This is a genomic window from Advenella sp. EE-W14 (assembly GCF_012923605.1).
Classification (GTDB): domain Bacteria; phylum Pseudomonadota; class Gammaproteobacteria; order Burkholderiales; family Burkholderiaceae_B; genus Advenella; species Advenella alkanexedens.
The window spans coordinates 65,172-78,110 of record NZ_JAAVNG010000013.1 but is presented as its reverse complement, the minus strand read 5'-3'; the positions used below and the strand labels follow the sequence as shown (position 1 = coordinate 78,110).

At 50.4% G+C, this 12,939-nt stretch carries 12 protein-coding genes; 7 read left to right on the top strand and 5 right to left on the bottom strand.

Annotated features, from left to right (window positions below):
* Positions 1–8 precede the first annotated feature (8 nt).
* The 4 genes from HCX92_RS12775 to HCX92_RS12760 are packed head-to-tail and all read left to right on the top strand — an operon-like array spanning position 9 to position 3,682.
* On the top strand, positions 9–1,412 hold the full coding sequence (locus tag HCX92_RS12775) for an amidase (RefSeq protein WP_169295344.1): 1,404 nt from the start codon (positions 9–11) through the stop codon (positions 1,410–1,412).
* Positions 1,413–1,435: 23 nt separating this feature from the next.
* Positions 1,436–1,657 carry a hypothetical protein gene (locus HCX92_RS12770; protein ID WP_169295343.1) on the top strand — a complete coding sequence of 74 codons (222 nt, stop codon included), beginning with the start codon at positions 1,436–1,438 and terminating at the stop codon, positions 1,655–1,657.
* Positions 1,657–2,994 carry an amidase gene (locus HCX92_RS12765; protein ID WP_169295342.1) on the top strand — a complete coding sequence of 446 codons (1,338 nt, stop codon included), beginning with the start codon at positions 1,657–1,659 and terminating at the stop codon, positions 2,992–2,994. The genes HCX92_RS12770 and HCX92_RS12765 overlap by 1 nt, the downstream gene beginning before the upstream one ends.
* Positions 2,995–3,043: 49 nt before the next feature.
* On the top strand, positions 3,044–3,682 hold the full coding sequence (locus tag HCX92_RS12760; protein ID WP_169295341.1) for an isochorismatase family protein: 639 nt from the start codon (positions 3,044–3,046) through the stop codon (positions 3,680–3,682).
* Positions 3,683–3,770: 88 nt separating this feature from the next.
* On the opposite strand, the gene HCX92_RS12755 is transcribed toward HCX92_RS12760, so the two are convergent.
* From HCX92_RS12755 to HCX92_RS12745, 3 genes are read right to left on the bottom strand one after another with little or no spacing between them, the layout of a single operon-like run.
* On the bottom strand, positions 3,771–5,498 hold the full coding sequence (locus HCX92_RS12755; RefSeq protein ID WP_169295384.1) for a sulfate permease: 1,728 nt from the start codon (positions 5,496–5,498) through the stop codon (positions 3,771–3,773).
* A gap of 34 nt (positions 5,499–5,532) precedes the next feature.
* Complete coding sequence (locus tag HCX92_RS12750; RefSeq protein ID WP_371808422.1) at positions 5,533–5,952, bottom strand: DUF6691 family protein; 420 nt, start codon at positions 5,950–5,952, stop codon at positions 5,533–5,535.
* Positions 5,953–5,989: 37 nt separating this feature from the next.
* The gene (locus tag HCX92_RS12745) at positions 5,990–6,421 is read right to left on the bottom strand and encodes a YeeE/YedE family protein (protein ID WP_169295340.1); all 432 of its coding nucleotides are present in this window, start codon (positions 6,419–6,421) and stop codon (positions 5,990–5,992) included.
* Positions 6,422–6,576: 155 nt separating this feature from the next.
* Between HCX92_RS12745 and rraA the strand changes: the two genes are divergently transcribed.
* Positions 6,577–7,059 carry a ribonuclease E activity regulator RraA gene (rraA, locus tag HCX92_RS12740; RefSeq protein WP_169295339.1) on the top strand — a complete coding sequence of 161 codons (483 nt, stop codon included), beginning with the start codon at positions 6,577–6,579 and terminating at the stop codon, positions 7,057–7,059.
* 98 nt (positions 7,060–7,157) lie between these two features.
* Positions 7,158–7,763 carry a glutathione transferase GstA gene (gene gstA / locus HCX92_RS12735; RefSeq protein WP_169295338.1) on the top strand — a complete coding sequence of 202 codons (606 nt, stop codon included), beginning with the start codon at positions 7,158–7,160 and terminating at the stop codon, positions 7,761–7,763.
* Positions 7,764–7,859: 96 nt separating this feature from the next.
* Here the strand turns inward: gstA and phbB are convergent, their stop codons facing one another.
* Both phbB and HCX92_RS12725 read right to left on the bottom strand, forming a co-directional pair.
* Positions 7,860–8,618 (bottom strand): acetoacetyl-CoA reductase, encoded by a 759-nt coding sequence (gene phbB / locus HCX92_RS12730; protein ID WP_169295337.1) that lies wholly within the window; start codon positions 8,616–8,618, stop codon positions 7,860–7,862.
* Between the two features lie 21 nt (positions 8,619–8,639).
* Positions 8,640–10,403 (bottom strand): alpha/beta hydrolase, encoded by a 1,764-nt coding sequence (locus tag HCX92_RS12725; protein WP_169295336.1) that lies wholly within the window; start codon positions 10,401–10,403, stop codon positions 8,640–8,642.
* A gap of 221 nt (positions 10,404–10,624) precedes the next feature.
* Between HCX92_RS12725 and HCX92_RS12720 the strand changes: the two genes are divergently transcribed.
* Positions 10,625–12,925 (top strand): TonB-dependent hemoglobin/transferrin/lactoferrin family receptor, encoded by a 2,301-nt coding sequence (locus HCX92_RS12720; protein ID WP_169295335.1) that lies wholly within the window; start codon positions 10,625–10,627, stop codon positions 12,923–12,925.
* Positions 12,926–12,939 lie beyond the last annotated feature (14 nt).

The following is a 12,939-nucleotide window of genomic DNA, read 5'->3' as shown; positions in this document are numbered from 1 at the left end:
AGTTATATATGAGCACGGAACTTTTAAATCTTACCGCTGGTGAAGCAAGCAAAATGCTTGCGGCGAAAAAAGTGTCGCCAGTCGAATTATTGGATGCCTTTCTTGGAAGAATCGATGAGGTCGATGAGAAGATTCACAGTTATATTCTGGTGACAGCGGAGCAGGCACGTGAGCATGCCCAGACAGCGGAAAAAGAGATTCTTGCGGGTGACTATAAAGGTCTTTTGCATGGTATCCCCTATGCGGTCAAGGACAACTATTTTACGAAAGGCATCCGGACATGTGTGGCTTCAAGGGTTTTGATGGATCATGTGCCAGATTTCGATTCAACCGTTATTAGCAAGCTGGATCAGGCTGGCGCCGTGATGTTGGGCAAATTGAATACCTGGGAGTATGGTACGGGTACCGGTTCCGTTCATTTTGACTTACCCTTTGAGCCGGCACGCAACCCCTGGAATACAGACTACATCACGGGCGGATCATCCAGCGGTTCTGGTGCTTCGGTGGCCGGCCGCACAGCCATGGTATCAATGGGGTCGGATACGGGTGGGTCCGTACGTTTGCCTGCGGCAGCCTGCGGATTGCAGGGCCTGAAGCCGACCTATGGTCGTATCAGCAAGTATGGAATATTGCCTAACTGCTGGTCGCTTGATGTGGCCGGGCCTTTGTGCTGGACGGTCGAAGACTGCGCGATCATGCTGCAGGCGGTTGCTGGCTATGATCCCAAGGATTCAGCATCTCTGGACGTAGCCGTGCCTGATTATATGGCAGAACTGGGCAAAGGCGTCAAAGGCCTGAAAATCGCCTGCGTCAGTGATTTGGATAGCAGTAATGATTTGTTGGATGTGGCCAACCGAGTGGCATTTGAAAACATGATTCAGGTGTTGCGTAGCGAAGGTGCTGAATTGGTGGAAGTGAAATTGCCAACGTCGTTATCTGACTATCGTGATGCCAATGGCATTATCGGGCAGGTAGAGTCTTACTCCCTACATGAGAAAGAGTTTCTGCAAAGTGCCCATTTGATGGGTCAGGCACTTCGTGACAAATTGACCAGTGGCTTCATGTACCGTGCCGTCGATTATGTGAATGCACAAAGAAGAAGAAAAGCATTGGCTATGGCGACCGATGAGCTCATCCAAAACTATGACGCATTGATTATGCCATGTGCATTGCATACAGCACCTAAATATGGCAACGATGCACATGTCAAGGCCTTTACGACCGATACGGCTTGTCCTGTTTTCAATATCTCAGGTCACCCTGCCATGAGTATATGTACCGGATTTGATGCAAATGGATTGCCAACCAACGCGCAGATTGTTGGTAAGTGGTTGGATGAGGCCATGGTTTTGCGTGTTGGCCATGCTTATGAACGCGCGACGGACTTTCGCAAAACACGTCCAGCGCTTTGATCTTAAATGAATCAGGAGAAAAAATGTCTGCTTCTAACCTTGATACCCAATGGACCTCACAAGAGGTTTATGCCTATTTCAAACGATATGGTGTGGCTGTGCCAGCGGAACAACTTGAACATGTCGTGGGCTTGAGCAATGCGGCTGTACAGCTTGGACAAAGAATTGTTCGCATGCCATCCAAATTTGAGGAACCCGCCAGTATTTTCTGTCTCCCATTAATTCAAGCCAAAAGGAATGCATAATGGAACCCTATGAACTGACCGCAACACAGGCTGCCAGCCTGATTTCAAAACGTTTGTTATCTTGTGAAGAGCTGGCACGTTCCACGCTTTCACGGATCATTGAGCGTGAGCCGATCATCAAGGCCTTTCGTTTTTTTGACCCTGACCAGGTCATTCGTAATGCCCGTGAGTTGGACCAGACCGCGCCAAAGAGCGAGTTGCATGGGTTGACGTTCGGTGTGAAGGACATGATTGATACCAAAGACATGCCCACCACACATAACTCACCTTTGTATTATGGTCATGAGACAAATAAAGATGCTGCCTGCGTGGCCGTTGTCCGGCACCGGGGGGCACTGATTGTCGGCAAAACAGATACGGTTGAGTTCGCGTCAGGCGGACGAATGGCGGCAACGCGCAATCCCTATAATCTGGCTCATACACCGGGTGGTTCTTCATCGGGTTCGGGTGCGGCAGTCGGTGACAGGCAACTGCAATTGGCTTTTGGTACACAAACGGGCGGTTCGCATATTCGGCCGGCCGCTTTCAATGGTATTTATGGTATCAAGCCAACCCATGGGCTTGTGAGTCGGGAAGGGGCCAAACAATACTCCTATTCTCTTGACACCATCGGCTGGTATGGGCGTTGCGTCGATGATTTGATGCTGGTGGGACGCAATTTCCGGATTATGGATCTTGATGAGCCTGCGCCAACCACCATGAAGGGGCTCAGGGTTGGTTTGTGCCGGAGTCCGAATTGGGCCAAGGCAGATCAATGGGGACGCGCAGCCTTGATGCAGGCCGCCCGCTTACTGGAGGCCGAAGGCGCCATCGTTTTTGACCTTGATTTTGATGAGCGGTTCAGCAAATTGAACCACGCCCAGGAAGTGATTATGAAGAGCGAAGGCCGCTCGGCTTTCCTGCCTGAATACTATGCCGGAAATCCAGCCTTCAATGGATACTTTGTTGATATCGTCATGAACACCCAGGGCTTCACGAAAAAAGACCTGTTGCATTCTTATGACCTGGCGGCTGAATGCAGGGTGGCCTTTGACAATTTGTTTGGTCCAGAACTGGATGTGGTATTGACGCTGCCGGCACCTGGACAGGCGCCAGAAGGATTGCATACATCCGGTGATCATGTTTTCAATGCCATGTGGACTTTATTGCATGCACCCTGCGTGGCGATTCCCGTTGGTTTGGGAGATCTCGGTCTGCCATTGGGTATCCAGCTGGTCGGTCCCCGCATGTCAGATGCCCGATTGCTGGAAATTGCCAAACTGTGTGAGCCTGTTCTTGATCCGGAGCCGGGAAAACTGAAACTGGTGACTCAGGATGAGGCCGTCACTTTCAGTTAAGGGGCACAGCATCCCTTGTGCGTAAATTCATGAAAATTTAGGATGTATGATGAGTGATTTGGATATTTTTAAAACACAGAATTTTGGCAGCCGGTTGGGTTTTGGCAAAAAATCGGCTTTGCTGATTATTGATTTTCAGGTCGGTTTTTCAAAAAGCGATGTACTGGGTGGCTACAACATTAATGATGCGATTGCCAACACTGCCATTTTGTTGAAAACAGCCCGGGAAAATAATGTGCCGGTTGCTCACGTGCGAGTGGCGACCGAATGCGATGGCAGCGATTTCCTGACGTTTGCCTTGAAGGTGCCTGCCATGAAAGCGCTTACGCCGGATGCACCTGATGCCCAGTTTGTTGACAGTGTCAAACCGGCACCAGGCGAGTTTGTCACGCTGAAAAAACACAGTTCCGCCTTTTTCGGCACCAACCTGGCCTCCTGGTTGGCCTTCAAGGGTGTCGATACACTGTTTATTACCGGTTGTACAACAAGTGGATGTGTGAGAGCCAGTGTCAATGATGCTTCGGCCTATGGTTTGCGGCCGATGGTGGTTGTTGACTGTGTGGGTGACCGTGCACAGGGACCGCATGAGTCGAGTTTGTTTGATATGGGTCAGAAATATGCCGACTTGCTCAGCCTGGAGGAAACGATAGCGCACTTTGCCAGGGAAACCGAGTGCGCAGAGGCCTAATGTGGTGTTAGGGAATGCAAGGAGCAGGCTTGTATATGCGGCTTGCATTCCCTCTTTTTTATTGGTATATCGGTATTGAAACCTTTTTTCAGTTCGGTTCCCGATCTTTTCTCAAGTGCTGGAACGCCGTGTGCACACTTAAAAAGATTTTGTTTTTCATTCGTTTGCCCAAGGGCGTGTTTTTCAGACGATCCATAATGGGACCTTTGACTTCGGCAAAATACAGCTGGATGTTGCGGGCAGCCAGGCTTTTTTCAAGTTGGTCCAGCATTTCCAGAGCGGTGGCATCAATTTGATTAACTGCCGAGCAAACCAGCAGCATGTTTTTAACATCTGTGTCGGTATTGGCAAGTGCCATGATTTTTTGTTCCACTACCGCAGCGTTGGCAAAAAACAGGCTCTCATCAACGCGCAATGCCACCAGGCCCGGCACGGTTTGCACCGCATGGCGTTCTATGTTGCGGTAATGTTCAGTATCGGGTACACGGCCCAGAACGGCCATATGCGGATGGCTGCTGCGCCAAACCAGTACCGCAAGGGAAAGGGCGATACCCAATAAAATGCCGGCTTCCACGCCCAATAACACAACCCCCAGCATTGTTGTCAATAAGGAAAATGCATCGGCGCGATCATATTGCCAGGTGTTCTTGAGACTGCGCCAGTCGATCAGGGCTGTAACGGCCGAAATAATCGTGGCGGCCAGTACGGCCTGGGGCAGATAGTAAAAAAGAGGGGTAAAGAAAGCAATCACGATGGCCATGAGCAGGGCACTGATGATGCCGGCCAGGGGTGTATTGGCACCCGCGGAAAAGTTGACCACCGAGCGTGCAAACCCGCCCGTAACCGGATATCCACCAGAAATGGCGCTGGCAAGGTTGGCCGCACCCAGACCGATCAGCTCACGGTTGGGCAGGATGCGTTCCTTGCGTTTCAAGGCCAGTGACTGCGCTACCGAGACGCTTTCCACAAAACCAACCAGAGAAATCAGAAGTGCAGGCAGCCACAAGGCGGCTATCGCATCAAAGCCCGGGAGGGACAGACCCAAGGAAGGCAGGCCTTGCGGAACATGGCCTGCCACGCTGACGCCAAACCGCGTGTCCAGGCTGAAAAAATAAACCATAAAGGTAAAGCCGATCACACTGATCATGGGGGCCAGCTTGGATAGCATCCCGGCCAGTCGGGATGACATGCCGGCCTTTTCAAGCAATGTACTTAAGGAACGGCGTGACCACCATAAAAAAAGCAGGCTGCTGCTGCCTATGACCAGGGTGGCCGGATTGGTTTGGGACAAATGACGGGTAAGGTCAAGCAGGGTGGCTGCGATATTATTGCCTGAAGCCGGTATGCCCAACAGGTGTTTGAGTTGTCCAAGACTGATCAGGATGGCCGAGCCGCTAATGAAGCCACTGATGACCGGATGACTTAGCAGGTGCGCCAGAAAACCCAGTCGCAATAGCCCGAATGCCAGCAGCATGACACCGGAGATCAGGGCCATTTGAATGGCCAGTTCGATATATTGGGCTGAACCGGATTGGGCCAGTGGAGCCAGGGCGCTGGCGGTCATAAGAGAAATAACCGCCACCGGGCCGGTGGCTAATGTCATGCTTGATCCGAGCAGGGCGTAGGCAATGATGGGCAGGATACTGGCATATAATCCCATTTCAGGTGGCAGACCCGCCAGCATGGCATAGGCCAGACTTTGCGGGATAAGCATGACGGTTACAATCAGGCCCGCAGTCAGGTCACCTGAAAGCAGGCTTTTCTGATAGGCTGAAATCCAGTCAGGCAGAAAGTCGGGTAATTTGCGCTTGGTCACGGTGATTTGGCTTGCCGGTTGGGTATTAATGGGTTTATTGAGTTTTACGGTTTTCAAAGATGGTAAAAGCAGCCATACCTGCAATCATGGCTATCACAAACAGCAATGCTTTCCATTCACCTGCGGCCATTGAAACCAGGGCAGGTCCGGGGCAAATGCCGGCCAGACCCCAACCAATACCAAATAGTAAGCTGCCAATTACCAGACGGGGTGTAATACTGCGACTTGATGGCAAGTTCATGGGGTCACCCAGACAGGCAGTCTGGCGTTTTTTTGCCGCGGTAAATGCAAACAGCCCCACCAGTACGCCGCCGCCCATGACGAATGCCAGGGAGGGATCCCAGGTGCCGGTAATATCCAGGAAGCCAAGTACTTTTTCAGGATTGGCCATACCTGAAATAATCAGACCCATGCCAAAGAGGAGTCCTACAAAATATTCTGTGATGCGTTTCACGATGTTGATATCCTTTTATTGCGATGAAGACGAGGGTTTAGCCGATCAGGTGACGTACCAGGTAAACGGTTAGAATGCCGCTGGCCATAAAGGCAAGGGTGGCAATCAGCGAGCGGCCGGAAAGTCGCGACAGGCCGCAAATACCATGGCCACTGCTGCAACCCGAGCCCAGGCGAGTGCCAAAGCCAACCAACAAGCCGGCCAGAATAATAAGTGGCCAACCGGTATTAATTTCGATGGGGATGGATCCCACTGCCAGTAGATAAATTAATGGTGCTGAAAAAAGTCCCAGCAGAAAGGCGATACGCCAGTTGGTGTCGTCTTTGCCTGGTTTGAGCAGGCCACCGAGAATACCGCTGATGCCTAGAATGCGACCACTTGCCAGAATGAATATGGCAGCCGCAATACCCAATAAAATACCACCGCCCAGTGAAGACCAGGGCGTAAAGTTTTGCCAGTCGATAATCATGTGAAAATTTCCAGGGTAAATATTATATAAAAATATATTATATATAAAAATATAATAAAAATACAGGTCAGGCCTGTCGAAAACTCAAAGATCATGGATTACACTTGATCGTCAATTTTAAAAATCGAATATTTCAGCCAAAAGGAGAACCAGTGATGTCAGTATTACTTACCTGCGATGTGATGGATGCCTTTGCCGAAAGTGCTTCTTGCGATCTTCAGTTCCAACAATGGGGCAAGCGCAAGGCAATCAGCGGGTGGATCAGAACGCTTAAGGTCTACGAGGACAATACCTTGGTCAGACAGGTTTTGTCAGAAAAATCAGAAGGAGAAATTCTGGTGGTGGATGGTGGCGCTTCGTTGCACAGGGCCCTGGTAGGAGACATGATTGCCACATTAGCCATGGATAACGGCTGGGGCGGCATTATTGTGTATGGTGCTATTCGTGACAGTGCCCAGATCAATGAAATGGATTTTTCCATCAAGGCATTGGGTACCAATCCTCGCAAGAGTCATAAGGCCGGGCAGGGTGTACTGGATATTCCTGTCATGATCGGCGGTGTTACCTTCCGGTCTGGATGGTATGTGTACAGTGATGTCGATGGCATCGTGGTGACCGAAAATCCTGTCCTTCTTTAGTGTGTTTTTATTTGAATGTTGATGTGCAAACTGTTATTACGGGGCCCGTGAAGGATTTTGCACTGTCATGTTGTTATCGTTATCAAGGAAGCTGTTAAATGAAATTGTTTTATAAACCGGGGGCATGTTCTTTGGCGCCGCATATTGTGCTGGAAGCGTTGGGTATTGGCTATGAAGCTGAAAAAGTCGATCTCAAAACCAAGGTGACTGAATCAGGCGTGGACTTTTTAACCATTAATCCAAAAGGATATGTGCCGGCACTGCAAATGGATAATGGTGAAGTGTTAACAGAGTGCCAGGCCATTCTGGAATATTTGGGTGACCGTAATCCTTCCCAAAACCTGATCCCTGCAGCAGGGTCCACGGCTCGCTATCAAACCCATGCCTGGCTGAACTTTGTGGCGACTGAACTTCACAAGGGATTCAGTCCCTTTTTCAAGCCGTCCACCCCGCAAGAGTGGAAAGATGCCTGTCTTGTCATTCTGGAGCAACGCCTGTCTTATGTTGATGCCGAGTTGGCTGGCAAAGACTATTTAATGGGCGATACCTTTACGGTTGCCGATGCTTATTTGTTTACTGTTCTGGGTTGGGCCAGGTATATTCAGCTGGATCTGGCCAAATGGGGCAATCTGGCTGCTTATCAGGCACGTGTGGCACAGCGTCCGGCAGTGGTCGCTGCGATGAAAGCGGAAGGCTTGATTTAAGCGTTTTGTTTTATCAGGCATCGTGCAGAAAATGAAAAATGCCTGCCCGGTATCTTTGCCGGGCAGGCATTTTTGTCTTATCCGAAGAGCTGGATATTAATACATGTGTTGTCCGCCATTGATGGCCACGTTGGCGCCAGTCATGAAACCGCCCAGATCGCTGCAGATGAAAACGATCAGTGCAGCCACTTCGGCCGGTTCACCCAAACGGCCTAACGGAATCTGGGGCAAAATCTGTGTGTCCATGACGTCTTTGGGAACGGCAGCCACCATTTCGGTATTCAGGTAACCGGGCGAAATCGCATTGACCGTAACGCCTTTACGGGCAAACTCCAGCGCCAGGGTTTTGGTAAAACCATAAATACCTGATTTGGCCGATGAATAGTTGGCCTGGCCGAATGAACCCTTGCTGCCATTAACGGAAGAAATATTGACAATACGTCCCCAGCCGGTGGCCAGCATTTCTTCGCACAGGGGTTTGGTCATGTTAAACATGGAGTCCAGGTTGGTTTTAATGACCTGATCCCATTTTTCCTTGTCCATTTTACGGAAGCTGGCATCGCGGGTAATGCCGGCATTATTGATCAGAATGTCAATGTGATAACCATCGTCGTGCATTTGTTGGGCACCGGCAATACAGGAGTCATAATCGGCGACATCAATAAAATAAGTCTTGAAAGTATAGCCTTCATCACTTTGCTTTTTTAACCAGTCGGATGGGTCATGGCCGGGACGCACGGTGACAAGAACGGTATGGCCCGCATCATGAAGGGCACGAGCCACTGCCGTACCCAGCCCACCGGTTCCACCGGTAACCAGAGCAGTACGTTTGACTGATTCATTTACAGCTGTCATTTCATTCACTCCAAGTAAACATTATTTTTCAAAAACATAAACACCGGGGGCGTCACAAAGTACGGAATAACCTTTGTCGGGATTACCCATGGGCGGGGGTGGTACCGGTTCACTGGAACGCTCGTTCAGCCAGTTGAACCAACAGTTCCACCAGGAACCTTCCTGGAACTGTGCGGTTTCGAGCCATTCATCAGGCCCCAGATAGGGGTCATTGTTGCTTCGTGTAAGTACACGAAAATGGCGGTTTTTATGACCGGGCTCGCTCACGACACCGGCATTGTGTCCTTTGTTGGTGAGCGCAAAGGTAATGTCGGAACGGCACAAATGGTGAATTTTATATACCGAGCGCCATGGTGCAATATGGTCTGTTTCCGTACCCAGACAGAAAATGGGCACGTGAATGTCTGTCAGTGAAACAGGGCGACCATTGACGGGATAGCGGCTTTCGGACAGGTCGTCGTTCAGGAACAGCCTGCGCAAATATTGGGAGTGCATTTTGGCTGGCATGCGGGTCGTATCGGTATTCCAGGCCATCAAGTCATTCATGGTGGATTCTTCACCCATCAGGAATTCCTTGATATAACGCGACCAGATCAGCAAGTCGGAACGCAGCAGCAGGAATGCGCCTGACATTTGTTCGCCGGTTAAATAGCCGATATCGGCCATTTCCGCTTCCAGGATGGCCAGCTGGCTGTTATCAATGAACAGGGACAGTTCACCGGGTTCGCTGAAGTCAGTTTGGGCGGCGAGCATGGTCATGGAAAGCAGGCGGTCATCCTGGTCCCTGCCCATTGCGGCCGCGGCAATAGACAGCAGGGTGCCGCCCAGACAATAACCGGTGGCATGGACTTTTTTCTGGCCGGTGATGTGGTTGATGGCATCCAGTGCGGCAAAAAAACCCATGGAAAGATAATCATCCATGCCCATATTGCGTTCTTCCACACCGGGATTTTTCCAGGAAATGCAAAAAACGGTATATCCCTGATCAAGCAGATGGCGAATCATGGAATTGTGTGCCGAAAGATCAAGAATATAGTATTTCATGATCCAGGCAGGGATGATCAGTACCGGTTCGGGATGAACCTTTTTGGTTGTGGGCGTGTACTGAATCAGTTCCATCAGCTGGTTACGCAGTACGACCTTGCCGGGTGTGGTGGCCAGTTGCTTGCCCACCTTGAAATTTTCAAGCTTGGGATCGGGGGTACCCGTAAATTGTTGTTGCGCTTGTTGCCATGCATTCATGGCACCACGTAGCAGGTTGGCTCCTTGTTCTTCCAGTGTTTTTTGCAATACTTCGGGGTTGCTGGCCACAAAATTTTTAGGCGATAGCGCATTCAGGATTTGTTGGGCTGACATGCGGACAATGTCCAGGTGGTGCGGGGTAACGCCGCGAATATCACTGGTTGCCTCTTTCCACCATTGCTCTGTCATGAGATAAGACAGTTGCATCATGTTAAAGGGCCAGGTGTTCCATTTCGGACCGCTAAAGCGTCTGTCGGTAATGGGTGGCTCGATGTTCAGGTTGATGTGGTGGCTGGGGGTGCCGGGGATGCCAACGGTTTGTGTACGCTGGGCATATTGGGCCAAGGCCAGTCCCTGGCCGATGGCAAGATTGAGCAATTCAAGTTGCTTTCCCGGTGAAATGGCCAAATGCCTGGACCAGTCGATATAGCTGAGTAAACCCTGTACCGGAGACATTGACAGCGTGCCCCTGGCAATAGATGCCTGGAAACGCTGGTCAAGCTGATCCATCGCGGTTTGGGGGTCGTAGGTGTTTTTTACCATTCAAAAGTCCTCTGGAACAATGGTGCTTTTCGGTGAGAGTGATAGCCACTTATGAAACATGACATCTTTAACTATAGAGTATTGCATTTTTATTGCGATGATATGAATACCCATCATTTTATATTTTTATATTGATTTGCATCAAGGATATTGACATTAATAATAATACAAATGATAATGATTCTCGTTTTGTTATTTAGAATAATAAGGTAATCATAAAAATGAAGTATTCAATTCGATCCCGTTATCAAGGGATACTGATGCTGGCCGGCTTGGTGGCCAACAATCCGGTGTTTGCACAAGTGGCACTTCAAAATGAAAAAATCGTTACTTTGCCACAGGTAAAGGCAATAGCGGTTGAAGCTGAAACACCCCGCGTGGAAAGGATAGACAGCCAAGCATTGCAGAACGCAGGCATTGAAAGCTGGACAGATTTGGGGCAACGTTTGTCACCCGGTGTTAATTTTAATCGTCAGAACAATAGCGTGAATATACGGGGCCTGGATGCCAACCGTATCCGGCTTACCGAGGATGGTGTGCCATTGCCATGGTTAAGCGATGGCAGCCGTGGTGTAAAAGGGGGGCTTGATGCGATTAACTTTGACTCCCTGTCAGCGATTGATATTGTTAAAGGGCCCGGGGCCAATCAAACCAACGCCATGACAGCTGCGGTGGCCTTAACCAGTCTGTCGCCCAGTGATTTGCTGCCAGAAGGGCAGGATATTGGCTTTTTGGGTAAAACCACCTATTCGGGTCTTGATGACAGTGCGGGCATAGATGTGGCGCTGGCTACCCGGCTGGGTGAAAAAACCCGGATGCTGTTCCAGTATGCCTATAAAAAGGGGCATGAAATTAAAAACCAGGCCAGCACCGGCGGTTATGGTGACAACAGGACCAAAGAAGACCCCGCTGATTATCACCGGAATTCGGCTTTATTCCGGATTGAGCATGATTTGGCACCCGGGCATCAGCTTGGCCTGGGCGCAAGCCTGTTCCGACTTGACAGGGATATTGACAAGTTAAGCGAGCAAAATACATCCACTTATTACATTGGCGATAACCAGTATAAAGAAGAAATCAAGCGTGACCGGATCTGGCTGGATTATGAATACCGGTCTGAACAGGCAGGAGAGGCACTTGACCGGTTTTCCATGCTGGCTTACTGGCACAGGACCGACCTGCTTAATGAACAGAATGCCTATCGCCAGCAAGATGCCAGGGGTAATATCATTCCCCGCGATCCTTACAAATATGGTTTTCCGTCAGGGGAATATAACCGCCATAACAGTGTAGGGCAAAAAGGCTGGGGCCTGAATATGGATGCATCGGGTTATTGGGGGACAGCACCGTTGCGTTCGCATTGGATGGCAGGTGCAGGATTTACCAGCGACCGTTATCGCCAGCATTCAGGAGGGGTGGATAATTGCCCTGTGGTTTCACCCATGTTGCCGGCCCCGTTTGGTCCCCGTTCTTGCGAATTTTTGCATACCAACCAGGCTGATGTGCCCCAGGTTAAAAGCAATGACTGGTTTGCGTATGCCAAAAACACATTTTCATGGGGTAATGGGCAATACAACCTTACGCCGGGCCTGCGTTACGATCATTACGAGCGGAACCCATCAGCGGCTGGCGATTTTATGAATAATCCCAACGGTGGCCTGGCGCAAATGGATAAACGCAGCGGAGGGCATTTTTCGCCATCCCTGGAATTTACCTGGAATCCTAATGACACGCTCGCTTTGTTTGCCCGTTATGCGCATGGTTTCAGGGCACCTACCGCCCCCGAGTTGTATATGCAGTTTGGTTCATCGTCCAATTACCTGCGCAAGGGTGAAGCATCCCTGAAACCGGAAACCAGTCGCGGATGGGAATGGGGTGTTGCCGTGAATACGGAGACGGCAGGTGGATCACTCACTTTCTTTGATCAGCGCTATAAAAATTTTATTGAATCGGGCGTGCCGGTGGCGGCCGGTTCCATCTATGCGCAAATGATGCAAAAGGGCTTGTATCCGTTTGGCGTATTCACCCATGTCAATCTGGATCGTGTCCGCATTTATGGGCTTGAGGCCAGTGCTTACTGGAAGATGAATAGCCATTGGTATACCCGGGGTTCTGTGGCATGGACGGTGGGCAAAGACCGCAGCACGGGTGATTACCTGAATTCGGTGGCACCGCTCAAGGGCATCCTGGCGCTGGGCTACCAAAGCCAACAGTGGGGCGCTGAAGCCATCTGGACAATGGCGGCCAAACGCAACAAGGTCAAGTACCCCGATGCGACCGCGCAGGTGCCTTACCCCGATTTCAAGGCACCCGGTTATGGCACGCTTGACCTGGTGGCGCACTGGACCCCCGAGGCGGTGAAGGGACTGCGCATTCAGGCCGGCCTGATGAATGCATTTGACAAAAAATACTGGAATGCCCTGAATGTGCCAACGGCGGGTAGCAGCCGGATTTCCCGCGGCATCGACTATTACACCGAACCGGGACGTCATGCCACGATCTCTGTCAGTTACCAATATTGATAACCATACTCATG